Below are 25,258 nucleotides of genomic sequence, written 5' to 3' on the forward strand. Positions count from 1 at the left end.
AGTGCCCGGAGACCGGGCAGGTGGTGTTCCACAAGGACGTGGAGGCGAACCAGTGGGTGATCCCGGGCTCCAACCACCACATGCGCATCTCGGCCACCCAGCGCCTGCAGCTCATGTTCGACGGGGCTACCTGGCTCGACGTGGCCGTACCGGAGGTGCCGGTCGATCCGCTCAAGTTCCGTGACGAGAAGCGCTATGTCGACCGCCTGAAGGACGCCCGCGCCAAGACCGGCCAGCAGGACGCGTTCAAGGTCGGCTTCGGCCGGGTCGACGAGCTGCCGATGACCATTGCGGTCCAGGATTTCGGCTTCATGGGCGGCTCGCTCGGCATGGCGGCCGGCGAGGCCTTCATCAAGGGGGCCGAGACGGCCCTCGACAAGAAGACCCCTTACGTGCTCTTCGCCGGCTCCGGCGGCGCGCGCATGCAGGAGGGCATCCTGTCCCTCATGCAGATGCCGCGCACCACGGTGGCGATCCGCCGCCTGCGCGACGCGAAGCTGCCCTACATCGTCGTGCTCACCAACCCGACCACCGGCGGCGTGACCGCCTCCTACGCCATGCTCGGCGACGTGCATCTGGCCGAGCCGGGCGCGCTCATCGGCTTCGCCGGCCCGCGCGTGATCGAGCAGACCATCCGCGAGAAGCTGCCCGACGGCTTCCAGCGCTCCGAATATCTGAAGGAGCACGGCATGGTGGACGCGGTCGTGCACCGGCACGACCTCAAGGCCACCGTCGCGCGCCTGTCGCGGCTCTTCACCAAGGCGCCGGCTTCCGCGCCCGAGACCGCGGCCGTGGCCGTGGCCGCCGAATAAGTGAGACCCGGGCGATGGAATCCTCCGATGCGCTGATCGCGCGCTTTCTCGCCCTGCACCCGAAGACCATCGATCTCTCCCTCGGGCGCATCCAGCGGCTCCTGGCCCAGCTCGGCCATCCGGAGCGCCGGCTGCCCCCGGTGATCCATGTGGCGGGCACCAACGGCAAGGGCTCGACCATCGCGTTCATGCGGGCGATCCTGGAGAGCGCCGGGCTCGCGGTCCATGTCTATACCTCCCCCCATCTCGTGCGCTTCCACGAGCGCATCCGCCTGGGCCGGTTCGGAGGCGGGCGCTACGTGAGCGAGGAGCGGCTCGTGGAAGCCTTCCGCCGCTGCGAGGCGGTGAATGCGGGCGAGCCCATCACGGTGTTCGAGATCACGACCGCGGCGGCCCTGCTGATCTTCTCGGAGGAGCCCGCCGACGTGCTCCTGCTGGAGGTCGGTCTCGGCGGCCGCTTCGACGCCACCAACGTCATCGACCGGCCGGCCGCCGCCGTGGTCACGCCCATTGGGCACGACCATGCGGAATATCTCGGCACGACGCTCCAGGCCATCGCCGGGGAGAAGGCCGGCATCTTCAAGCGCGGCTGCCCGGCGGTCATCGCCCCTCAGGATTATCTGGAGGCCGACCAGACCCTGCGCGATGCGGCCGAGCGCGTCGGGGCGTCCCCGCTTCTCGTCGGCCAGCAGGATTTCTCGGTGCACGAGGAGGGCGGCCGGCTCGTCTACCAGGACGAGAAGGGCCTTCTGGACCTGCCGCGACCGAAACTCATCGGACGCCACCAGTTCACCAATGCCGGCACGGCCATCGCGGCCTTGCGGGCGGCCGGCTTCGAGCAGTTCGAGACGCAGGCCTTCGAGGCGGGGCTCACCCGGGCCGAATGGCCGGGCCGCCTTCAGCGGCTCAACCGGGGGCGCCTGCCGGCCATCGCCCCGCCGGGCTGCGAGCTCTGGCTCGACGGGGGCCACAATCCCGACGGCGGCCGGGTGCTCGCCGCCGCCATGGCGGATCGGAGCGAGCGCTCGGACGCGCCGCTCGTCCTGATCACCGGCATGCTCGGCACGAAGGACAGCCAAGCCTTCTTCAAGAATTTCTCCGGCCTCGCCCGCGAGGTGATCGCCGTGCCGATCGCCGGCCAGATCGCCGCGCGCCCGGCCGACGAGGTCGCGGCCATCGCGGGCAGCGTCGGGCTCACCACCTCGACGGCGCCGAGCGTCGAATCGGCGCTCGCCTCGCTCCACAACTACGTCTGGGACCACCCGCCCCGGGTGCTGATCTGCGGCTCGCTGTACCTGGCCGGCGAGGTGCTGGCGGCGAACGGCACGCTGCCGGAATAGGCCTCCCGGTCATCACTAAAGCATCGGACGTGAAAAGTGGACTTGCCCTTTTGGGATCCATCCGATGCTTTCTTCTTGAATGAGAGCATCGGTCAGAACGGACCCAGCGGGCCGCGCCAGCGAAAACCGGATCCACTTTTCGCTGACGTGGCCCTTCGGGTCCGTCCGATGCTCTAGCGCACAAGAAAAGGGGCCTTTCGGCCCCTTCGCGTCGTTTTCGAAACCCGCTCGGACTTAGGCCGAGGCCTGGATCCAGCGGGAGAGCTCGCCCTTGGGGGCGGCGCCGACCTTCTGGGCGACGACCTTGCCGTCCTTGAACAGCATCAGGGCGGGGATCGACCGGATTCCGAGCTGGGAGGAGATCTGCGGGTTCTCGTCCACGTTGAGCTTGGCGATCTTGACCTTGCCGGCCATCTCGTCGGAAATCTCCTCCAGGGCCGGGCCGATCATGCGGCAGGGACCGCACCATTCCGCCCAGAAATCGACCACCACGGGCTCGGAGGATTGCAGGACGTCCTGCGCGAAGCTTGAGTCGGTCACCTTTACGGTCGCCATACCATCACCTTTGACGTTGAACGCGACTCGGGATCCGAGCCGCTCGGCTATGGGGCCAAGGTAAGAACCCGGCTTGAGGGAATCAAGCAAGGGCCAGGGCCCTCACGCCGCTTTGATGAGGGTAAGTGCCGATTCCAGGTCGGGTTCCATGAGCTCATGGACGACCGGCCCTGCGGTCCAGACCAGGAAGGTGCGGATGCGTCGGCCCGGATAGATGGCGGCGAGCAGCGTCCGGTAGAGGGCGAGCTGCGCCACGTAGGATTGCGGCGGCGGCTGGCCGGCCTTCGGCGGCCGCGCCGTGGTCTTGAAATCGGCCACCAGCACCTCCGTGTCGAGGACGGCGAGCCGGTCGATCTGCCCCGACACCAGGATGTCGCCCGCGGGCGTCGCCACCCGTCCGGCAATCGGCGCCTCGGCGCGCGAGCCCTTGCCGAACAGGGGCTCGAGGTCGGGATGGTCGAGCACCGCGACGGCGTTGGACAGGATCGAGTCGCGCAGATCGGGCGAGAGGCGCGGGGCGCGGGCCTTCACGTAAGCCCGCGCCATGCTCTCCCGGTGCTCCGGCGCGAGGCCGGGCAGGCGTTCCAGCAGGGCATGCACCAGGGTCCCGCGCAGGCGGGCTTCAGGCGCATAGGGGCCGTCCCCCGGCCGCGTCATGCGGTCGGCGGCGCCGAGCGCGCTGGAGGGGCGGATGGGCGGCAGCGCCTCCGGCTCCGGCGCGGCCGCGGCGACCAGCCAATCCGGCACGGCGACGGGATCGAGCGGCGGGACGTCCGATTCGGCCGCGAGGGTGCGGGCCAGCGGCGAGCCCTCCCGCCACACCGAGATCGGCCCGTAGGGCGCCTCGTCCAGCTCCAGGCCGCCGGCCTTTTCGACGAGGCCGTGGCGGATCATCTCGCACCAGGCTTCCTGCGGCGATTCCTTCTTGCCCGTCAGATAGGGGGCGATCACCAGCCGGTCCTTGGCGCGGGTCATGGCCACGTAGAGAAGGCGGTTGTGCTCCTCGCGGCCTTTGGCGTGCAGCACGTCGCGCGCCTGCGCCATCGTGCTCGAATCGGACCCCTTGCCCGGCGACCAGACCGGGATCCTGTCGCCCGACCGGGTCTGGAGCTGCAGCAGCGCCGGATCCCGTCCCAGGACCTCGCAGCCGTCGATGAGCACCACGATGGGGGCTTCCAATCCCTTCGCGCCGTGAACGGTCATCACGCGCACTTCGTTGTTCACGGAATCGAGGTCGCGCTTGATGGTGTGGGAGGCGGATTCGAACCGGTTGAGGAACACGGTGAGCGAGGGCGTCTCCGTCATCTCCGACTGATGCGCGAAGCACAGGAAGGCGTCGATGGCGTCGCCCGCCTCGCTGCCCAGGCGCGCCACGAGGAGCGAGCGGCCGCCGCGCGGGCCGAGCAGGGTGGCGAAGAAGCCGAAGGGCCCGTGGATGCGCGCGAGTCCGCGCCATGCGGCGAGCGCCTCGCAGCCGCGCCGTGCTTTTCCGTCGCCGGCCTCCCCGTGGCGCTCCAGGGCGGCGTGGAGCGATTCCCCGTCGGCGCGGTCGGCGGCAATGCGGATGAGGTCGTCGTCGGTCAGCCCGACGAGGGGCGATTTCAGCGCGGTGGCGAGGGTGAGGTCGTCGTCGGGCAGGAGCGCGGCCCGACCCGCGGCCACGAGATCGAGCACGGCGATGTGCTCGCCGATGTTGAGCCGGTCCGCGCCCGCCACCGGCACGCCCGCCTCCTTCAGGGCGCGGATCACCGCCTCGAAGGCGGCGCCGCGCTTCCTCACCAGCACGAGAACGTCCCCCGCCGTCCAGACGCGGCCCGTCTCGTCGCCCTTGGTGGTCCAGCACTTCACCGCCTGGGCGATGCGGCGCGCGACGACGACGGGCGGCGATTGCTGCTCCGGCTCGTCCACGGGAAGCACCCAGGCCTCGGGCTCCTCCTCCTCGGCCGGCGTCTCGACCGGCCACAGCTCCACGAGACCCGGCGCATGCGGGCGCGCGCTCTCGTGCACGGTGCCGACCGCCCGGTCCTCGAAGGACAGGCCCTTGAAATGCCGCTCGACCGCAAAGGTGGCGTCGACCGCCGACAGCACGGCCCTGGCCGAGCGGAACGACATGGTGAGCGACACGTCCTCGAAATGGAGCTCGGCCTGCTTGACCTTCTGGGACCAGCTCCGGCGCGTGGTTTCGAATTCCTGCGGGGCGGCGCCCTGGAAGCCGTAGATCGACTGCTTCGGATCGCCCACGGCGAAGAGCGTGCGCACGCGGTGGCCCGCGGCACCCGCGCCTGCGGTGAAATCCTCGGTGATGCGGCGCAGGATCTCCCATTGCTCCGGGTTCGTGTCCTGGGCCTCGTCGATCAACACGTGATCGATGCCGCGATCGAGCTTGTAGAGCACCCAGGCGGTGTCGCCGCGGGAGAGCAGCGCCAGCGTCTTGTCGATGAGATCCTGGAAGTCGAGGGCGCCGAGGCGCATCTTCGCCTGCTCGACGCGCGCATGGATCTCGGCCGCGAGCGTGAACAGGGCGGCGGTCCGCTCGACCGCGCGTGCGGCCTTGCGCATGTCGATCAGCGAGCACACCCGCTCCTGCTCGGCGAGCAGCGCGTCCTTCAGGCTCTCGCCGACGTCCTTGGTGAGGAAGGCCGAGCCCTTGCGCGGCGTTCCCTCGTTGGTGAGGAAGACCGACAGATACTTCTCGAGCTTTTCCGGGACATCCTTGGCCCCGGCGGCGGCCATGAGGGCGTCGGCCCGCTTCTGATCGGTCGCCTTGCCGGCGCGCAGTTCCTGTGCAATGGCCGGCCAGTCCTCGGGCTTCAGGCCGCCTTCGAGCATCCTGCGCTCGATGGATGCGAGCGTCTCGTCCGGACTCAGATCGAGCGCGTCGCGCAGGCGCGCGGGGCCCTTCGCATCGTGCAGGAAGGCCTTGCACTTCAGGGCCGCGTTGATCGCTGAGGCGAGCGCGTCGCCCACCGCATCGACGCTGATGATGTCGAGAGCTTCGGCGAGCTCCGGGAAGTTGCCGCTCGCCGCGTCCGCCATCACGTTGGCGGTGGCCTGCGCCAGCATCTCGTCGGTCTGGCTCTCGTCGAGCACGGCGAAGCGGGCCGGCACGTTGGCCTCGAAGGGCACGAGATGCAGGAGCCGCTCGCAGAAGGCATGGATGGTGTCGATCTTGAGGCCGCCCGGCGTTTCGACCGCGCGGGCGAAGAGCGTGCGCGCGAGCCTGATCTGCTGACGCGTCGGCTTCTCGCCCTCCAGTTCCGTCAGCTCCCGGACGAGGCTCTCCTCGTCGAGCGTCACCCAGCGCCCGAGGCGTTCGAACACGCGGATCGCCATGTTGGCGGCGGCCGCCTTGGTGAAGGTGAGGCACAGGATCCGGCCCGGCAGCGAACCGGCGAGCAGCAGGCGCACGACGCGATCCGTGAGCACCTTGGTCTTGCCCGCGCCCGCATTGGCCGACACCCAGGCGGACGCGCGGGGGTTGGCGGCGCGGCGCTGCGCGTCCTTGGTGTAGTCCGGGATGACGAGATCGGTGCTCATTCGGATCCCTCACCGCCGCCCGCGCTCGCCAGCGACCATTCCTTGACGCGCGCCAGATGGTCGTAGTCGGAGAAGCGGCGGGCGTATTTGGGGAAGGGCCGCGAGACGTAGGCCGCCTCGCCCTTGGCGTAGCGCACGATCATGCCCTCGAACCGGCGGCGATGCTCCTCGACGATCTCCGCAACGGTTCGCGTTTCCTTGCCCGTCGGGCCGATCTCGCGCGGCTTGATCGGCTCGCGTCCTCCCGTCGTGTGGATGTAGACGAGATCGGGCGCTTCCTTGGCCATGGGCAGACCCTTGAAGGCTCCCTTCATCAGCATCATGGCCTCGAGCGTCAGCTGCGGCGAGAAGCCGGCATAGACCTCCTTCACGCCGGGCGGCTGGCCGGTCTTGAAGTCGACGATGGTGAAGCCGCCGTCGCGGCGGTGCTCGATGCGGTCGGCACGGGCGCGCAGGCTGAAGATCGTGCCGTCCGGCAGCGGGATCGACAGCCGTCCCGAGCGCTCCGCGTAGACGTCGGCAAGAGCCGAGCGGCGCGCCTGCTCCCACACCACGAACTCCGTGGCGAGCCGCGTGAATCGCGGCCACCATTCCGCATAGAGCTCGGGGTAGGCCTCGGCGATGTCGGCAAAGGCATTCGTGCCGAGGGCGAGCAGATCCTCGAGCGCGTGCGCGGGAACGGTTTTCGGATATCTCTCGGCGAACTGCCCGAGCACCTCGTGAATGATCGTGCCGCGCTCCGCCGCGCTCGGCGTGACGGCGATCGCGTCCAGGGCGTCGAGCTTGAGGATGTGGCGCGCGAAGATCGAATAGGGATCGCGCACCAGGGTCTCGATCTCGGTGACGCTCAAGGCGCGCGGGAACAGGGCCGGGTCGGGCCTGGGCCGCGGGCGGGGCAGGGGTGGGGCGGGCTCCGGCGTGTCGAGGGTGCGCGCGAGCCGGCGGTAGGACTCGCCGACCTTGATCATGCGATCCCACACGTCCCTGCCGCTGAAGGCCTTGAGCCGCTGCAGGAAGCGCGAGGGCACCATGGGCGAGCCGTCGCGCTTGTGGGCGCGCGTGATCACCACGTCGTGCGTGCCGAGCGCCTGCACGAAATCGTGCGCGGTCTGACCGATGCGCCGCTCCGGCGGCATCAGGCCGACGCGCGAGCGCATGGGACGGTTGAGGAACGCGTCGGTCACCGTGCGCGGCGGCCAGGAGCCCTCGTCCAATCCGCCGAGCACCACGCGGTCGACGGCGAGAAGTCGCGCTTCGAGAAGGCCTAGAATCTTCAGGCGGCGATGGGTGGCGCGGGGCGAGGGGCTCAGCGAGCGCTGCTTGGCGAGCGCCGTGAAGAAGGTCGGATAATCCACGAAGCGCCCGCCGAGCGGATGGCCCTCCTCGGCGCGGATGTCGGAATGCTCCAGATCGTCGAAGAGGGCGGCGAGCGCCTCCTTGGAGATGTCGTCGTCCTGTTCGTCGGGCGCGTCGTCCGGCCCGGTCCAGAGCAGTTCGACGGCCCGCCGGTGATGCTCCACCAGGGACATGAGGTCGAGCTGACCCTCGCCATGGGTGGCGGGCGTGAAGGCGTCGAAGGCGACGCCGAGGCGCTGCAGCAGATCGTCCGCGAGGTCCCAATCGGCGTCCGTGAGGCGCTTGCGCGGACGCGGTGCGCGATGATCGCTCTCGGCGCGGCGGCTGGCGAGGGCCGCGCGCAGGCCCTCGATGCCGAGCGCCGGGGCGGGCCCGCGCAGTACGCCGATCTCGAGCACGCTGGCGGCCCGTTCGACCGCCTCGCGCGGCAGACCGAGGCGCACCATCGGATGGGCGAGCAGCGCCAGAAGGCGCACGGGCCGCAGGTCGTCGGCGGCCGCTTCCGCGGCCAGACGGGCGAGGCGTCCCGCGGGCGTGTCGGACAGCGGAATGCCGGCGGAATCCTCCACGCTCAGGCCCCAGCGGGCGAGCTCCGCGGTGACGCGCGCGGCGAGCGCGCGATCGGGCGTCACGAGGGCGGCCGTCCTGTGCGGGTGGGCCATGGTCTCGCGCAGCGCGATCGCGATGGCGAGCGCTTCCTCGCGCTCGTCCATGGCCTCGATGATGGCGAGGCCCTCGCAGCCGCCCGCGCTCAGGGCAACGCGCGCCTCGGGGTCGATCAGCGACCAGCGGTCCGTGGTGTCGGCCGGGCGCAGGACTTCCGAGAGCAGATGGTTGCGGGCTCTTGCCGCCTCCGGAACCTCGCCGAGAACCGTGACGGCGGCGCGCGGAACGCGCAGATGCCGGTCGAGGAGACGGCGGAGCGACGCTTGCGGATGCCCATGGACCGGGTCGGTCTCGTCATCGCCGGTGCCCCCGATGGTCGCCCAGCTCTCCTCGTCGAGATCGGTGTCGAGGCCGGGCAGCACGATGGCTCCCTTGGGCAGGCGCGCGATCACGCCCATCAGATGCGCGGTCGCCGGCACCGAACCGGTCGAGCCGGCCACGATGATGGGATGTTCCGGCCGCTCGCGGGTGAGGCGCCGCGCCTCGGCGTCGAGCAGCGCGTTGCGCCGCTGCGCCGGGTCGCTCGCTTGGCGCTCGGCGAGGATCCTGGGCCAGTTCTCGCTCGCGATCTGCACGAAATGGCGGGTGATCTCGAAATACTTCGAATAGTCGGAATCCACCGCCAGTTCGAGGGCGTGCCAGTCGATGCCCTCCGTGGTGAAGGCATCCATCAGGGTCTCGAGGTCGCCCGCGAGGTTCACCGCATCGGCCGGCGAGGCCGGCACCATGAAGGGCACTTCCGGGCCGAGCTGCAGCAACGCGCGGTCCACCTCGGCCGACCAGCGCTGCACGAGGCGCGTGAGGATGAGCCGGCGCTCCAGGGGAGGGATCGGCGGCTTGAGGCTCGCGGCCTCCTGCAGGGGCGTGCCCTCGAGCCCCGTCAGCTCGAACTCGGCCTCGTCCGTTTCGCCCAACGGCACGATGTGCGGCAGAAGCTGCGCCCTGCCGTCGCCGCGCTCGGCGAGCAGCGCGATCAGCGCCCGGGTGGCGCGGCGGTTGGGAACGTAGATCGTGATGTCCGCAAGGGCGGCAGGGTCGTCAGGCAGCGGCCCGACAAGCCGCCCGTCGACCAGCGCATCCACCAGGGTCGGCAGGAAGGCGCAACCCGGGGGAATGGAAAAGACGCGCGGTACGCTCGACACGCGGAAACCTCATCGCTTGCTGGCGGCAAGGCACCTTTCGGCCTCGATAATCGCCTGAGGTTCTCCAACATGCAGCCATTGCCCCTCCATGCACAAGCCGTAGAGGCGGTCCTTGGCGATGGCGCGGTCGTAGAAGGCGTTGGCCGAGAATGCCCCGTCGGGCGTTCCGTGGACGAGTTCTGGCTTCACGATGGCCACGCCCGCATAGGCGAAAGGCGCGCCCGGATCCGTTCCGCGGCGGCGCAGGCGGCCGTCCTCGTCCATGTGAAAATCGCCGGGGCCGTCGAATCCAATGCTTGTGGATAACGGCGCCACGAGCATCAGGATGTCCATCCTGTCCGGATCCCAGGCCTTCACGAGACGCTTCAGATTCGGCTCGTCCCCCTCGATCCAGAGCGAATCGGAGTTGAACGTGATGAACGGCGCGTCGCCCAGAAGCGGCAGGGCCTTCTTCACGCCGCCGCCGGTCTCCAGCAGGGCCGCGCGCTCGTCCGAGATGAGGATGCGCGGTGCCGCGCGGGTGCCGACATGCGCCTCGAGCATGTCGGCGAAATGGTGCACGTTCACCACCACGGTGTTCATTCCCGCCTCGTGCAGCCGGTCGAGGGCGAAGTCGATCAGGCTCTGTCCCGCCACCTTCACGAGGGGCTTGGGCAGGGTGGCGGTGATCGGCAGCATGCGCTTGCCGAGGCCTGCGGCAAGGACGATGGCTGTGTGGGGCGCGCGAGGGGTCTGGGACAAGGAAATGACTCAGGCTTCGGGCGGGATGTCATCCCCGTAGGGGACGAGCCGCGGCAGATAGTTTTCATACCAGCCCTTGAGCTTTCCCAGGGCCGGATGGGCGAGGTTGCGGACCAGGTAGGCCTCGATCCGCGGCAGGTGCTTCAGGTAATGCGGCTTGCCGTCGCGCCGGTCGAGGCGGGCGAAGATGCCGAGGATCTTGGTCGCGCGCTGGCCCGCCATGATGGCATAGGCGCGGGCGAAGGCGGACACGTCGAAGGCCCGATCGGCGGCCTTCCGGTCCCGGGCATAGAGGCCGATGAGCTTCAGCTCCAGTTCGGGCGGCACCGTGACGCGCGCATCCTGCAGGAGCGACGCGACATCGTAGGCGGGCGAGCCCAGGACCGCGTCCTGGAAGTCGATCAGGCCGACGCGCTGGAGGCCTTCGCGTTCGGGAAGCCAGATCAGGTTGGGCGAATGGTAGTCGCGCAGGGTCCAGGTGACCGGGGCGGAGAGGACCTCGCCCAGGGTCTCGGTCCAGAGATTGACGAACTCGGCCCGCGCCGATCCCGAGAGCTGGGTGCCGATGATGTGCGGCACGTACCAGTCGAGCAGCAGCTCCACCTCGATCAGGAGCGCTTCGAGATCGTAGGGCGGGATCGGGTGATCGATGCCGTCCGCCACGGGCAGCACCTGCGGCAGGGTCTGGCCATGGAGCTGCGCCAGAATCCGCGTCGCCTCCGCGTAGCGCTCCGGGATCGGCCCGTTCTCGTTGGTGACGGGCTCGGCCCCGAGATCCTCGATGAGGAGCAGGCCCGCCTCCAGGTCCTCGCCGTAGATGTAGGGCGCGCTGAAGCCCAGGGCCCGCAGGCCCTTGTCGATGGCCACGAAGGCGTTCACGGTCTCGGCGAGCTTCGCGATGGTGGTGTAGGGCTTGCCCCGCCGCACGGCCGGCCCGACCGGGCGCGGGGGAGAGATCATCAGCAGCGCGGTCGAGCCGTCAGGCTTCACCAGGCGCTCGTAGGAGCGGATCACCGAGGCGTCGGCGGTCATCGGATGGCGCACGGCATCGCCCCAGCCGCAGCGCTCCACCAGGTTGCGATAGGCCTTCATGCGCTGGAGCCGGGACGCGAAGGCGCCGGTTCCGGTCAGCATGGCGAGCCTGCCCCGGCCCTGACCGCCGGGCATGAAATCGAGACGGATGTCGAGATGCTCGGGCTTGAGCGCATCCTCGGCGCGCTCCGGCCATTCCACGAGCGCGATGGCGTTCTCCGTCATCTCGTCCCAGCCCAGCTCCGTCAGCTCGTAGCCGCCGGAGAGGCGGTAGAAATCCGCGTGCACGATCGGGCAGCGCGGGCCGTCATAGACCTGCATCAGGGTGAAGGTGGGGCTCGGGACCTCGAGCTCCGGCTCACCGGCCAGGGTGCGCACCAGGGCGCGGGCCAGCGTGGTCTTGCCGGCGCCGAGCCCTCCCGAGAGGGTCACCAGATCGCCAGGCTTGAGCTCTTCGGCCAGGATCCGCGCGAAGCGCTCCGTCGACTCGTGGTCGGGAAGCGTCACGATCCATGCGGCCTGCAAAACATCCTGTTCGGGCATGAGAGCCAGTCCATTCGCCATCGCTGTTCCTACTCGGCTGCGATCGGTGTTAGCGCAGATTGCGCGGATCGGCCATCGGACGGCGTCTCGTGGCGGTCGTTCGGGAAGATGCACGTGATGGTGGTGCCGATGCCCGGGGCGGACGACACCTCGATGCGCCCGCCATGCAGCTCCACGAAGGAGCGCACGATCGACAGGCCCAGGCCCACGCCGCGGTGGCGCGTTCCCAGGGTGTGGCTCTCGAACCGCTCGAAGATGCGCGCCTTGATCTCGGGCGGGATGCCGCGGCCCTGATCCTTCACGTCGAAGATCACCTCGCCGCCACGCTTGCGCGCCGAAACTCGGATCGTCTGCCCGGGCGACGAGAAGCCGACCGCGTTGGAGAGCAGGTTGAACAGGATCTGCCGCACGCGCTTGCCGTCGGCCACGAAGGTGCCGATGTCATCGGGCGTATCGACCACCACGGTGAGCGAGGATTCCGCAAGCCGGTCCTCCAGCCCGCGCATGGCGGCCTCGATGGTGGACCGGATGTCGACGATCTCAGGGCTGAGCTCGAGGGAGCCGGTGTCGATGGACGCGAGATCGAGAATGTCGTTGAGAATCGCGAGCAGCGCCGCCGAGGAGCGCATGATGTGGTCGGCGTAGTCGCGCTGACGCGGATTGAGCGCGCCCACCGTCTCGTCGCCGAGAAGCTGCGTGAAGCCGATGATGTTGGTGAGGGGCGAGCGCAGTTCGTAGGACACGTGATGCACGAACTCGTCGCGCAGGCGCGAGGCGCGTTCGAGCGCGTCGTTGCGTTCGGTGAGCGCACGCTCCACGTTCACGCTCGCGGTCACGTCGGTGAAGCTGAGCAACGTGGCGCCGTCGGGCAGGGGCTGCGCGGTGCAGTCGAGCGCCGAGCCGTCATGGCGCTCGATGCGGCAGGTAAGGCCCATGCGCATGTCGGCAAGGCCCGCCACCGCGCCGCGGATGTCGATCCACGGCTCGTCCTGCGATGTCAGCAGGCGGCAGGTCTTGATGATCGTATCGATATGCGGGTTCTCGCCCGTCATCTCGGGCGGCAGGTTCCACATTTCGGCGAAGGCGCGGTTGTGCAGCTTGAGGCGCCCGTCGGACCCGAACACCGTGACGCCCTCCTTGAGCGTGTCGAGGGTCTCGGACTGCACGCGGGTCAGCGAATGCACCTGGGAGGCCAGCTCGAAGCGCTCGCTGACGTCGTCGAAGAGATAGGTCACCCCGCCCTGCGGATTGGGATTGATGACCACGCGCAGGGTCCGCCGGTCGGGCAGGTGCCACCAGGTCTCCTGCTGCTCGACCGAGCGGTAGCCCTGCAGGAAGTCGGCCTTCCAGGCGCGGAAATCCGCCTGCTCGGGCAGCTTGCGGCCGGCGCGCAGGCGGTCGAGCACCTCGCCGTCCGTCGGCCGGGACGCGAGAAAGGCCGCATCGAGGCCCCAGAGCTGCTGATAGGCCGCGTTGCTGAAGATCAGGGTCTGCGTTCCATCGAAGATCGCCACGGCCGTCGGCAGCTGATCCAGGGTGCGCACATGGGCATCCATCTGGCGCTGCAGATCGGTGCGGACCGCTTCGAGTTCCGATACGTCCACGGCGATGCCCGCGCTGCCGCCGGACGTCGGGCGCTCGATCACGTCGAGAACGGCGCGGTGGCCCGCCACCACGGCCGTCACGCGGCCCGAGAAGGTGGTGCCCGACTGGCGCTGGCGCCGCGCCTCGTCCCGGGTGATCGCCCCGAGGAGTTCGAGGGAGCGTGCGATGGCGTCGTCGAGGTCCTTGGCCTCCACCGAACGCAGATAGGCCTGATTGGCCCAGAGGAGCTTGTCGTCCTGGTCGCGGATCCAGAGCGGGTAGGCAACGTCGTCGAGAAGCATCGTCATGGCCCGCAGATCGCTGCGTGCGGTCGCCAGTTGGTTCTGAGCCGTCATGAGTTCGGCCCGGTCGCCCGTCACGTCCCGCAGGCGCAGGATCGCCCGCCCGCCGATGGTGCGGCCTTCCACGTCGACGAAGCGGCGGCCGGCCGTGCACCGGCCGGTGAGGCGGAAGCCCTGGCCGCGCTGCTTGAGCTGCTCGAGGGCGCTGTCCACGGCAGCCGCATCGGCAGGCGCGAGCCAGGTGCCGAACGCCAGAGCGCGCTGGGCCGGAGCATTCTCGCCCACGATGGAGGGATCGCCCTGGAAGCGCGGCTCGCCGTCCCGGCCGTGCCAGCTCACCAGGAGCTGACGTTCCGACCCCATGAGGAGCGCCGCGAGATCGTCCGCGCCCCGAAGGGCGTCGAGCTCGTTCCGGAGACGCCGCTCCATCCGGGCGGAGCGCTTCTGCTCGCGCATGAGCAGCAGGGCCGTGGTGGTCGAGAAGGCGACAAGGCCCATGAAGAGGCCGAAATAGGCGGCGTTGTGCAGGTCGAAGCTGTGGAGAAAGCCCAGAAGATCCGAGGCGCCTTCCGCGATGGGGAGCAGCAGGCCGTTGGCAAGGGCCGCCGGGGCGGTGCCTGCCAGGAGCGCCAGGGACAGGGGAACGCGGGCGGCACCGACGAGAGAGCCCCTCCCGTCCTTCCCGCCGTCGTGACGCTCCCGTTGGCCGGCCATGCCGCGCTGCCCTTTCTTCATTGGCGGCCCGACATTCAGGCCAAGTTGGATCGAGCCCCGGCCGCGCTTTCCCGCGCCGCAGAGGTCAACCGTCTACGCATGAACGGAACTGCCGGCGCAGGTTCGAAGCCACAGCACAGCCGGTCGATTCGCGTTCACTCTAGACTAGCCCTGACTCCGCCAGGAAGGGGGTTAACACCGGCTTAAACTTCCTTTGGAGAACCTGTGCGCAATTCGTCGAACCATATTGCATTTGAGACACACACATGCCGGTGCGACACTTTGTCGATTCGTCGGCCGCCGGACAAAGAAAAAGCCCGGCCGAGGCCGGGCTTTCGATCGTGGTCCGGGAGAGGGCCGATCAGTAGCGGTAGTGATCCGGCTTGAACGGGCCTTTCTCGGAGACGCCGATATAGGCTGCCTGGTCGGGGCGCAGCTTGGTGAGCTTCACGCCGATCTTCTCCAGGTGCAGCGATGCGACCTTCTCGTCCAGGTGCTTCGGCAGGGTGTAGACCTTCTTCTCGTACTTGCCCTGCTGGCCGAAGAGTTCGATCTGGGCCAGCGTCTGGTTGGTGAACGAGGCCGACATCACGAAGGACGGGTGCCCCATGGCGTTGCCGAGGTTCACGAGGCGGCCTTCCGAGAGCAGGATGATGCGGTGCCCGTCGGGGAACGTGATCTCGTCGACCTGCGGCTTGATGTTGGTCCAGGTGAGGTTCTTCAGGCCGGCCACCTGAATCTCGTTGTCGAAGTGGCCGATGTTGCAGACGATGGCCCGGTCCTTCATCGCCCGCATGTGATCGAGGGTGATGACGTCCTTGTTGCCGGTGGCGGTGACGAAGATGTCGGCGCGCGGAGCCGCGTCCTCCATGGTCGTGACCTCATAGCCTTCCATGGCGGCCTGGAGAGCGCAGATCGGGTCGACTTCCGACACCAGCACGCGGCAGCCGGCCTGGCGCAGGGAGGCGGCGGAGCCCTTGCCCACGTCGCCGAAGCCCGCCACCATGGCGACCTTGCCGGCCATCATCACGTCCGTGCCGCGGCGGATGCCGTCGACCAGCGACTCGCGGCAGCCGTAGAGGTTGTCGAACTTGGACTTGGTCACCGAGTCGTTGACGTTGATCGCCGGGAAGAGGAGCTTGCCCTCCTTCTCCATGATGTAGAGGCGGTGGACGCCCGTGGTGGTCTCCTCCGACACGCCCTTGATCGAATTGGCGATCTCGGCGAACCAGCCCTTCGGCTTCTCGGCGAGGAGGCGCCGGATGAGCGCGAAGAACACCTCTTCCTCCTCGGAGCCCGGCTTGTCGAGGAAGGCGGTGTCGCCCTGCTCGGCGCGCAGGCCGAGATGGACCAGCATGGTGGCATCGCCGCCGTCGTCGAGGATCATGTTCGGGACGCCGCCGCCGTGCCAGTCGAACAGCTTGGCGGTGTAGTCCCAGTATTCCTTCAGGGTCTCGCCCTTGTAGGCGAAGACCGGGATGCCGGCGGCCGCGATGGCGGCGGCGGCGTGGTCCTGGGTCGAATAGATGTTGCAGGACACCCAGCGGATATCCGCGCCGAGAGCCTTCAGGGTCTCGATCAGCACGGCGGTCTGGATGGTCATGTGGAGAGAGCCGGCGATGCGAGCGCCCTTCAGGGGCTGCTTCGGGCCGTATTCCTCGCGAACGGCCATCAGGCCCGGCATCTCGGTCTCGGCGATCGAGATCTCCTTGCGGCCGAAATCGGCAAGGCTGATGTCTTTGACGATGTAATCCTGCGCCATGATGGCCTCTCTCTTGCACCTGTTCGGTTGAATTGGTGCCGTCTCTATCAGAGCCCGCGGGAAGAGGCAATCAAGATATAAAGATGTCTTTATATGTCCACTTCGATCACTCGTCCTCGCCGAACCGGTTGGCGAGGAGGTCATCGATGGCCTGGAGGCAGAGGGCCGCATCCTCCCCCTTGGCCGTGACGGTGATCGAGGTGCCCTGGGCGGCCGCCAGGGTCAGGAGTCCCATGATCGAGCGTCCGCCCACGGTCTCGCCGCAGCGGGTCACGGTGACGTCGGAATTGAAGCGTTCGACGGTCTGAACGAACTTGGCCGAGGCGCGGGCGTGCAGGCCCCGGCGGTTGATGATGGGAAGCTCCCGGACTTCGGCTCCATCCGGCACGGCGGCAGGCGGGCAGTCCTGGTCGAAGGGCCGGTCCATGAGGCTTACTTTCCGGAGAGGACGCGCGAGGCGATGTTGATGTACTTGCGCCCCGCCTCCTGGGCATGGGAGACCGCGTCGGACAAGGGTTCCTCGTCCCGGACGGAAGCCAGTTTGATCAGCATGGGCAGGTTGATGCCCGCCACCACCTCGACGGAGCCCCCGTTCATGCAGGACAGGGCCAGGTTCGACGGCGTGCCGCCGAACATGTCCGTCAGAACCACGACTCCCTGTCCCGAGTTGACCCGGCACACGGCGGCCATGATGTCCTTGCGCCGTGTCTCCATGTCGTCGTCGGGGCCGATCGTGATCGTTTCGAGCTGCTCTTGGGGCCCCACGACATGCTCAAGCGCCGCTTTGAATTCCGTCGCGAGCTGCCCGTGGGTGACGAGCACCATTCCAATCATAATGTTACAAGTCCGAACGCTCCGAGAGCGGAGCCGCTATTTTGTGCACCGCGAAGCCAAGCGCAAGAGCATTGAGAGGAAAAGTTCATCACAGTGTCACGACCGTGTCGCGCAGACCACTCAGGCAGCCCAGGGCGACGTCCGCGGAGATTGCCCCGGCCTGCATCCGGATGCGAGGGACCATGACGCCGCACAGGACGACATGCCCGTCCTGGGCGTCGGGATAGCGGGCCGGATCCTCCGAGAGATCGACCACCAGGCGAATGACGGCCGCGGGCTCGAAGGCCTGGCGGACGATGCCCAGGCCGAAGACCTCGATGCTGCCGCCGAGTGGATCCACGGGCCGCGCCAAAAGCCGGCCATGGAGCGCCTCGAGGCGGGTGCGGTCGTCGCTGACCAGCCGACCGAACCGGCCGGCCCTGAGGGCGAGCGATACCACCTCGCGGGCCAGCGTCGACTTGCCCGATCCCGACGGGCCCCGGATCAGAAGTCCGGCCTCGCCGACCAGCACGCAGCCGCCGTGGATCGTCTCGGCGTCGCTCACGGGGCCTTCTTTCCCGGATCGCGCCTGGCCCGGTCCTTCCGGTCCTGCTCCTTCTTGGCCTTCACGCCTTCGACCGGAAGACGGATGACGAAGCGGGCGCCCAGGCGCTCGGGCTCGCCGTCCTCGTCGGGTGGGCCGAGCCGGTTCTCGGCCCGGATGGTCCCGCGATGGGCTTCGATGATCTGACGCGAGATAGACAGGCCGAGTCCGGAATTCTGGCCGAAGCCCTGCTCGGGCCGGTCCGTGTAGAAGCGCTCGAAGATCCGGTCGAGGGCATCGGGCTCGATGCCGGGTCCACTGTCCTCCACGAGGATTTCCACCTGGTTCCTGCGGCGGTGCATGGAAACCTTCACGGGCTCGTCGGGCGGCGAGAAGGAGCGGGCGTTGTCGATCAGGTTGTTGAAGACCTGGCCCAGGCGGCTGTCGTGGCCGAGGACCAGGAAGGCGTCGCGTCCCTGAGCCTGCCGGTCGATGCTCAGGGTGATCAGCGGGTCGTGGCCCTGCCGGCGCTCGTTGGCGACCGACACCACCGCGTCCAGGAGGCGGACCATGTCCACCGGCTCCGCATCGGCGCGGGCGAGCTCCGCATCGAGGCGCGAGGCGTCCGAGATGTCGCTGATCAGCCGGTCGAGACGCTTCACGTCGTGCTGGATGATCGACAGGAGACGCTGGCGGGACTCGTCGCTGCGGGCGAGCGGCAGGGTCTCCACGGCGCTGCGCAGGGAGGTCAGCGGGTTCTTCAGCTCGTGCGCCACGTCCGCCGCGAAGCTCTCGATGGCGTCGATGCGGTTGTAGAGCGCCTTGGTCATGTCCCGCAGGGCGCCCGAGAGGTGGCCGATCTCATCCGCCCGGCCGGTGAAGTCGGGGATCTCCTGGCGGGACTTCGTGCCCCAGCGCACCCGCTCGGCGGCTTCCGCCAGCCGCCGGACCGGCCCCGCGATGGCGCCGGCGAGGAAGAGCGACAGCACGATCATCACCACGGCCGCCACCAGGAACACCTGGAGCAGCGCGAAGCGCTCGGACGCGATGATGGCGTCGATGTCGCCTTCCTGGGTCGAGAGGAGGAGCGCGCCCTGGACCGTGCGGAAGCGCTGGATCGGCACGGCCACGGACACGATGGTCTCGCCGCGGTTGTTGACGCGCACCACGCTCGATTGCTGGCCGGCGAAGGCCTGCTGGACTTCCGGAAGGGACTTGCCGTTGGCGGGGCCGACCTCCTCCTGGACGGGCCGCACCGTGCGCCGGAACATCTTGCGGAGGCTGTTCCAGGTCCGCTCGATGAAGCTCGTCGTGTTCTCCACATTGGCGACCGGCGGAAGATCCATGCGCAGGATGTCGCCGCGGGAATAGAACGACCGGGAATCGAGCAGCAGCATGCCTTCCCGGTCGAAGATGCGGGCGCGGGTCTTGGTCGGCGTCACCAGCCGGCGCAGCAGGGGAGCGACGCGCTCCGGATTGATGGAGAATTCCAGGGCCGAGAAGGACTCGTCGGTGAACCGCTCGGTCTCGCCGGCCTGCATCTGCAGGAGCTGATCCGGATCGATGGTGATCGTGTTGGTCTCCACCGTCGCGGAGCTTGCGATCGCCCCGGCGATGATCTCCCCCTGGGTGAGAAGGCTCTGGACCCGGGCTTCGATGAGGCCCTCGCGGAACTGGTTGAGATAGAGGAAGCCGATCAGCAGGGCCACGAGCCCGGCCAGATTGAGCACGACGATCCGGCGCGTGAGGCTCGACGAGCCGCGCTGCACGATCATGCGGCCGAAATGCTTCAGCCGGGCCAGGGCCCCCTGAGGAGCGGGCGGATCGTCGAATGCCGCCTCGGCGTGGATGGGGTCAGCCTTCATGCCACTCGTTCAAGGCATGGTCCGGGCTTCCGACCACCGGACCATGGCCGTCTTTCCAGGTTGCCTGCCAGGTTGCTTGCCAGGTTGCTTGCGCGTCAAGGCGTCAGGCTTCCTTGAAGCGGTAGCCCACGCCGTAGAGGGTCTCGATCATTTCGAAACTCTGGTCAACCGACTTGAACTTCTTGCGCAGGCGCTTGATGTGGCTGTCGATGGTCCGGTCGTCCACATAGACCTGATCGTCATAGGCCGCATCCATCAGGGCGTTGCGGCTTTTCACCACTCCGGGGCGCGTGGCGAGCGCCTGCAGGATCAGGAATTCCGTCACCGTGAGGGTGACCGGCTCGCCCTTCCAGGTGCAGGCGTGACGCTCCGGGTCCATCTTCAGCTGGCCCCGCTCCAGGGCCTTCGGGTCGGCCTCCTTGGGGACGGTCTGGTCCTTGGGCGCGAAGCGCCGCAGGACGGCCTTCACACGCTCCACGAGGAGACGCTGCGAGAACGGCTTCCGGATGAAGTCGTCGGCGCCCATCTTGAGGCCGAACAGCTCGTCGATCTCCTCGTCCTTCGAGGTCAGGAAGATCACCGGCAGGTCCGATTTCTGGCGCAGGCGGCGCAGAAGCTCCATGCCGTCCATGCGCGGCATCTTGATGTCGAAGATCGCCAGATCGGGTGGGGCATGCTTGAGCCCGTCGAGGGCCGAGGCCCCGTCCGTATAGGTCTGAATGCGGTAGCCCTCCGCTTCGAGGGCGATGGAAACAGAGGTCAGGATGTTGCGATCGTCATCGACAAGGGCGATCGTTGGCATGAACTCTTCCTTAGCTTGGCACGGACGATTGTCAGCATTCTGACTCGTCTGACAACGCAGAGGGCTCTAAAACGTCCCAACTGCGCCTTTCTCGTGGCATAAATATGGTTTTCGCCCCGTCTGTGACCAGGGGCGGTCCAGAGAGTGGTGCTTAAGAGCCGTGGGTTCAACCGTCGATGAGCGCCCGGTTACGATTTGGACAGGTTGGCCAGGCCGTCCCCGCATCGGCGCGGCAAGGGTCCGGAGCCGGGTAAGAAAGCCCGCTCATCATACGAAAGAATTCCAGAATTGCTTGGAAATTCGAGGGATTACGACGGATGGAGGTCTGGTTCCCGGAAAAATAGAATGCGATGAAACAACCTGAGTTGACGGCACCGTCAGCTGACCTAAAGAAGGTTCCATGTTCAAGCGGGACGGCAAAGTTTTGCCCGGATCGTTTGACCCACCCCATGTGACGGTCATCGGACGGCGGCTGTTCCGGCTGCGCGGCGACCGCCAACCAGGAGAAGTCTTCCGTGGAAAATATCGGCGTGTTCAACAGCGCACAGGGGGCTGAGGTCTCCGGCCTCCGCAATCTCAAACGGGTCTACTGGAACCTCGAGGCGCCCGCGCTCTACGAGCAGTCCCTGACCCGCGGTGAGACCCGGCTCGTGCAGGGCGGGGCGCTCCTGGCGGATACCGGCGTGCATACGGGCCGCTCGCCCAAGGACAAGTTCGTGGTGCGCGACGAGACCACGGAAAGCACCGTCTGGTGGGACAACAACGGCGCCATCACGCCGGGCCATTTCGACACCCTGCTGGCCGACTTCCTGTCCCATGCGGAAGGCAAGGAGCTGTTCGCCCAGGATCTCTACGGCGGCGCCGATCCGGCCTATCGGGTCAAGGCCCGCGTGTTCACGGAATATGCCTGGCACTCGCTCTTCATCCGCAACCTGCTGATCCGTCCGGATCGCGGCGAGCTCGCCGATTACGTGCCCGGGCTGACGATCATCGACCTGCCGTCCTTCAAGGCGGACCCGGCCCGTCACGGCTGCCGCACGGAGACGGTCATCGCCTGCGACTTCAAGCGCAGGATCGTGCTCATCGGGGGCACGTCCTATGCGGGCGAGATGAAGAAGTCGGTCTTCACCTACCTGAACTACGTGCTGCCCGCCCAGAAGGTCATGCCCATGCATTGCTCGGCCAATGTGGGCGACCGGGGCGACGTGGCCGTGTTCTTCGGCCTCTCGGGCACCGGCAAGACAACGCTTTCGGCCGATCCGAACCGCATCCTGCTCGGCGACGACGAGCATGGCTGGGGGCCGAACGGCGTGTTCAACTTCGAGGGCGGCTGCTACGCCAAGACCATCCGCCTGTCCCGCGAGGCGGAGCCCGAGATCTTCTCCACCACCGAGCGTTTCGGCACGGTGCTGGAGAACGTGACCATCGACCCGATCACCCGCATTCCCGATTTCGACGACGCGTCCAAGACCGAGAATACGCGCTGCGCCTATCCGCTCGACTTCATTCCCAATGCGAGCGCCACGGGCCGCGCGGGCATCCCGAAGAACATCGTGATGCTCACCTGCGACGCCTTCGGCGTGCTGCCCCCCATCGCGAAGCTGACCCCGGCCGAGGCCATGTACCACTTCCTGTCCGGCTACACGGCCAAGGTGGCCGGCACGGAGAAGGGCGTGAAGGACCCGGAGGCGACCTTCTCGACCTGTTTCGGCGCGCCGTTCATGCCGCGTCATCCGTCCGAATACGGCAACCTGCTGCGCGATCTCATCGCCAAGCATTCGGTGGATTGCTGGCTGGTCAATACCGGCTGGACGGGCGGCAAGTACGGCGTCGGCCGGCGCATGCCGATCCGCGTCACCCGCCGCCTGCTCACCGCGGCCCTCGACGGTTCGCTCTCCCGGGCCGATTTCCGCCGCGATCCCTATTTCGGCTTCGCGGTTCCGACCTCGGTGCCCGGTGTCGAGCCGCACATCCTCTACCCGGTGAAGACCTGGCAGAACAAGGCGGAGTTCGCCGAGACCGCCAAGCGCCTGATCGACATGTTCAACGAGAACTTCAAGCGCTTCGAGGGCCATGTGGATTCGGACGTCCGCTCCGCCGCCCCGCAGACCTCGATCGCGGCCTGAGGGGTCTCGATCCCATCCTTCCGGAAGGCGGCCCATGGGCCGCCTTTTTTCATGGCCCGGCCGGACCCGTGAAAACAGCCGCCGGGTCTTCGACGGCCGGGCGCGCAGAGCAGCGGACGGTGCGCCGGCAGCGCTTCCCACCTATGCGTCCCGGGCATTCCGGGGCAGCCGAAAACATGTATGATGACATGCAAATACAATGAGTTCGCTGCCGGCGGGCTCGAACCCGGTGGGATACGCCCTTGCCCCGTCTGACAGGTGTGCTCTTTGCGATCGCCGCAAACGGTCTGTTTGCGACCAGCGACACCCTGGTGAAGCTCCTCTCCCTGCGCTACCCCACCTTCCAGATCATCGCCATGCAGGCGGGCGTCGCGTGCATGGTCGTGGGCATCGTCATCTGGCGCGACAAGGCCTACAGGCTCTCGGCCGTCCGCAATCCCAAAATGCTGATCGGGCGCGGCTTCCTGGCCGGGATCGGCACGGTCTCGGGCTTCTATGCCTTCTCGCTCCTGCCGCTCGCCGACGTTTACGCCATCACCTTCGGCTCGCCGCTCGTCGTCACGGTGGCGGCCGCGTGGCTTCTCGGCGAGCGCACGGGGCCGGCGCGATGGGCCGCGATCCTCGTAGGCTTCTCCGGCATTCTGATCATGGTGCAGCCGGGACATGCCGCCCTGTCCCTCGGGCATCTGGCGGCATTCCTCAACGTGTTCGTCGGTGCCGGGGTCATTCTGATCATGCGCACGATCGGATCGCAGGAGAACCGCGCCGTCATGGTGGCCGCCGTGATGGCCGGGCAGCTGACCGCGAGCCTGCCGGGCGTGTACCTGAGCCACGCGCCCGCATGGAGCGACCTGGGACTGGTGACTTTGTCCGGGTTCGTGATGGTGTCGGCGCAGTTCCTGATGCTTGAAGCCCTGCGCCGGGCGCCCGCGTCCAGCGTCGCCCCCATGCAGTACACCAAGCTCGTCTGGGCCCTGCCGATCGGCCTGTTCGTGTTCGGCGACGAGCCGAAGCCGCATGTGCTCGCCGGAGCCCTCGTGGTGATCGGATCGGTCTTGTACCTGCTCGCACAGGGGCGGCGGGCCGAGAACAGGATGGCGCACCTGCGCAGAAGCGCCACGGCGCGGCCGGACCCGTCCGTGCAGCCGCAACGTCTCGAGGGGAAGAATCTTGGTTGAGCATCGAAGGACCGTGACGATGGCAGGATCGACACCAGCGCTGCGGGGCAAGACGGCCGTCATCGTCGGAGGGTCGAGCGGGATCGGCAACGCCATCGCGCACGGCTTTCAGGAGAGCGGCGCCAGGGTGGCAATCGCGGCGCGAACCGCCACGAAAGTCCAGGAGGCGACAGAGCGCCTGCAGGAGACCGATCCGGCGGCGAGGGGCTACGTGGTCGACGCGGTGCACCCAGAAGAGATCGACAGGCTCGTGGCATCCGTTCTCGCGGAGTTCGGGCCTGTGGACATTCTCGTCGCATGCCAGGGCACGACGATCCTCAAGCCCGCCGAGGAGGTCACGCCGGAGGAGTACGACGGGATCATGCAGACGAACCTGCGCAGCGTGTTCTTTACCTGCACGCGCTTCGGCCGGCACATGCTCGCGCGCGGCTCGGGATCGATCGTCACCATCGCGTCGCTGGCCGCCCATCGCGGCTGGCCGCTGGCGTCGGTCTATGCCGCCAGCAAGCACGGTGTCGTCGGCGTGACCAAGACGCTGGCCGCCGAATGGGCCGACCGGGGCGTGCGCGTCAACGCGATCTCGCCGGGGTTCTTCATGACCGAGCTGAATCAGGCCAAGATGAGCCAGACGCGCAAGGACAATGCGCTCCTGAGAACGCCCGCAGGCCGCTTCGGGCAGCTTGAAGAGCTCGTGGGCGCGGCAATCTATCTGGCCTCTCCGGCCGCGGGGTTCGTCACCGGCACCGTGCTCAACGTGGACGGAGGCTATCTCGCCTCCGGGATCTGATCAGACGGGCGCGACGAAGAACGGAATGCGCATCACGTGGCGATAGGTCTCGCCGGGGCGCAGCACCGCCGAGGGGAAATGCGGGATGTTCGGAGCGTTCGGAAAGTTCTGCGTCTCGAGCGCGAAGCCCGCATGCTTCTCGTACACGGCGCCGCCCTTGCCCACCGCCGGAACCTTGCCGAAATGGTTGGCCGTGTAGAACTGAACACCGGGCTGATCGGTCCAGATCTCCAGGCCCCGGCGTGAGACGGGATCCAGGGCGCGCGCCGCGCGGCGCAGGGGGGCTCCCCGGTCGTTGAGGCAGAAATTGTGGTCGTAGCCGGCCTCGGGAAGCTGGGTCGTGTCGTCGATCATCGCGCCGATGGGCCGTGACGATCTGAAATCGAACGCCGTGCCGGCCACGGGCGCAAACGCGCCGGTGGGAATCTTGCCGGGTCCGACCGGCGTATAACGGTCGGCCTCGATCAGCAGGTGCTGGTCGCGGACATGGCCGGAATCGTGGCCGGCGAGATTCCAGTAGCCATGATAGGCGAGGTTCACCACCGTCGGGCGGTCGGTCGTCGCTTCCATGACGATCTCGAGCGCCGGTTCATCAGTCAGACGATAGGTCACCGACGTGGTCACGGCGCCGGGATAGCCCTCGTCGCCGTCGGGCCGGTGCAGCGTCAGCCTGACGGCGTTGCCGGCCGTATCGGGCTCACCCGTCCAGATCCGCTTGCTGAAGCCGCCGAAGCCGCCATGGATGTGGTTCGGCGGCTCGTTCGGCGACAGGCCATAGGTCTTGCCGTCGAGCGTGAAACGCGCATCCGCGATGCGGTTGGCGAAGCGCCCGCAGATCGCTCCCGCCGAGCCGCGGTTCTGCACGTAGGCCGCCGGATCGTCGTAGCCCAGAACGATGTCGGCGGCTTTTCCTTCACGGTCGGGAACGAACAGGCGGCTCAACGCGGCCGCATAGGTGATGATCGTCGCGCGGACAGGGCCGGTTTCGATGTCGAAGGCCTCGACCGGCTGGCCCTCGATGGCCCCGAAGGCGGTTTTTTGAATGCTCATGGGCGGA

18 protein-coding genes are annotated in these 25,258 nt (G+C 67.9%); 5 read left to right on the forward strand and 13 right to left on the reverse strand.

Going from position 1 to position 25,258, the window contains the following annotated elements:
* Together accD and NF876_RS28025 are read left to right on the forward strand one after the other, a co-directional pair.
* On the forward strand, window positions 1–812 hold an 812-nt coding region (accD, locus tag NF876_RS28020), incomplete at its 5' end, for an acetyl-CoA carboxylase, carboxyltransferase subunit beta (protein ID WP_262271640.1).
* A gap of 14 nt (window positions 813–826) precedes the next feature.
* Window positions 827–2,152 (forward strand): bifunctional folylpolyglutamate synthase/dihydrofolate synthase, encoded by a 1,326-nt coding sequence (locus tag NF876_RS28025; RefSeq protein ID WP_262271641.1) that lies wholly within the window; start codon window positions 827–829, stop codon window positions 2,150–2,152.
* 234 nt (window positions 2,153–2,386) lie between these two features.
* Here NF876_RS28025 and trxA read toward each other — a convergent pair whose 3' ends face one another.
* From trxA to NF876_RS28085, 12 genes are all read right to left on the reverse strand, one after another.
* Window positions 2,387–2,707, reverse strand: a complete 321-nt coding sequence (gene trxA / locus NF876_RS28030) for a thioredoxin (RefSeq protein WP_262271642.1) — start codon at window positions 2,705–2,707, stop codon at window positions 2,387–2,389.
* A gap of 102 nt (window positions 2,708–2,809) precedes the next feature.
* Window positions 2,810–6,244 carry a double-strand break repair helicase AddA gene (gene addA / locus NF876_RS28035; protein WP_262271643.1) on the reverse strand — a complete coding sequence of 1,145 codons (3,435 nt, stop codon included), beginning with the start codon at window positions 6,242–6,244 and terminating at the stop codon, window positions 2,810–2,812.
* Window positions 6,241–9,408 carry a double-strand break repair protein AddB gene (addB, locus tag NF876_RS28040; protein ID WP_262271644.1) on the reverse strand — a complete coding sequence of 1,056 codons (3,168 nt, stop codon included), beginning with the start codon at window positions 9,406–9,408 and terminating at the stop codon, window positions 6,241–6,243. Before addB ends, addA begins: the two co-directional genes overlap by 4 nt.
* A gap of 9 nt (window positions 9,409–9,417) precedes the next feature.
* Window positions 9,418–10,149, reverse strand: a complete 732-nt coding sequence (locus NF876_RS28045; RefSeq protein WP_262271645.1) for a nucleotidyltransferase family protein — start codon at window positions 10,147–10,149, stop codon at window positions 9,418–9,420.
* 9 nt (window positions 10,150–10,158) lie between these two features.
* Complete coding sequence (gene tsaE / locus NF876_RS28050) at window positions 10,159–11,745, reverse strand: tRNA (adenosine(37)-N6)-threonylcarbamoyltransferase complex ATPase subunit type 1 TsaE (RefSeq protein WP_262271646.1); 1,587 nt, start codon at window positions 11,743–11,745, stop codon at window positions 10,159–10,161.
* Window positions 11,746–11,753: 8 nt separating this feature from the next.
* Window positions 11,754–14,324, reverse strand: a complete 2,571-nt coding sequence (locus tag NF876_RS28055) for a sensor histidine kinase (RefSeq protein ID WP_373696732.1) — start codon at window positions 14,322–14,324, stop codon at window positions 11,754–11,756.
* Between the two features lie 361 nt (window positions 14,325–14,685).
* Window positions 14,686–16,086, reverse strand: a complete 1,401-nt coding sequence (gene ahcY / locus NF876_RS28060) for an adenosylhomocysteinase (RefSeq protein ID WP_262271648.1) — start codon at window positions 16,084–16,086, stop codon at window positions 14,686–14,688.
* A gap of 106 nt (window positions 16,087–16,192) precedes the next feature.
* Window positions 16,193–16,513, reverse strand: coding sequence for an HPr family phosphocarrier protein (locus tag NF876_RS28065; protein WP_173946788.1), 321 nt, complete (start codon window positions 16,511–16,513; stop codon window positions 16,193–16,195).
* Between the two features lie 5 nt (window positions 16,514–16,518).
* Window positions 16,519–16,920, reverse strand: coding sequence for a PTS sugar transporter subunit IIA (locus NF876_RS28070; protein WP_036360951.1), 402 nt, complete (start codon window positions 16,918–16,920; stop codon window positions 16,519–16,521).
* Between the two features lie 88 nt (window positions 16,921–17,008).
* A complete protein-coding gene (locus NF876_RS28075; RefSeq protein WP_262271649.1) occupies window positions 17,009–17,464 on the reverse strand; it encodes an HPr kinase/phosphorylase in 456 nt (151 codons plus the stop codon).
* A complete protein-coding gene (locus NF876_RS28080; protein WP_315975085.1) occupies window positions 17,461–19,308 on the reverse strand; it encodes a sensor histidine kinase in 1,848 nt (615 codons plus the stop codon). The genes NF876_RS28075 and NF876_RS28080 overlap by 4 nt, the downstream gene beginning before the upstream one ends.
* Window positions 19,309–19,411: 103 nt before the next feature.
* Window positions 19,412–20,110 carry a response regulator transcription factor gene (locus tag NF876_RS28085; RefSeq protein WP_009490427.1) on the reverse strand — a complete coding sequence of 233 codons (699 nt, stop codon included), beginning with the start codon at window positions 20,108–20,110 and terminating at the stop codon, window positions 19,412–19,414.
* 515 nt (window positions 20,111–20,625) lie between these two features.
* Between NF876_RS28085 and NF876_RS28090 the strand changes: the two genes are divergently transcribed.
* The 3 genes from NF876_RS28090 (at window position 20,626) to NF876_RS28100 (ending at window position 24,201) form a co-directional block, all read left to right on the forward strand.
* Complete coding sequence (locus NF876_RS28090; protein ID WP_262271650.1) at window positions 20,626–22,236, forward strand: phosphoenolpyruvate carboxykinase; 1,611 nt, start codon at window positions 20,626–20,628, stop codon at window positions 22,234–22,236.
* Window positions 22,237–22,478: 242 nt separating this feature from the next.
* A complete protein-coding gene (locus NF876_RS28095) occupies window positions 22,479–23,414 on the forward strand; it encodes a DMT family transporter (RefSeq protein WP_262271651.1) in 936 nt (311 codons plus the stop codon).
* Between the two features lie 19 nt (window positions 23,415–23,433).
* Window positions 23,434–24,201 (forward strand): SDR family NAD(P)-dependent oxidoreductase, encoded by a 768-nt coding sequence (locus NF876_RS28100; RefSeq protein WP_262271652.1) that lies wholly within the window; start codon window positions 23,434–23,436, stop codon window positions 24,199–24,201.
* Here the strand turns inward: NF876_RS28100 and NF876_RS28105 are convergent, their stop codons facing one another.
* Window positions 24,202–25,251: an aldose epimerase family protein gene (locus NF876_RS28105; RefSeq protein ID WP_262271653.1), complete on the reverse strand. Its 1,050-nt coding sequence runs from the start codon at window positions 25,249–25,251 to the stop codon at window positions 24,202–24,204.
* Window positions 25,252–25,258 lie beyond the last annotated feature (7 nt).

The organism is Microvirga yunnanensis (assembly GCF_025460875.1).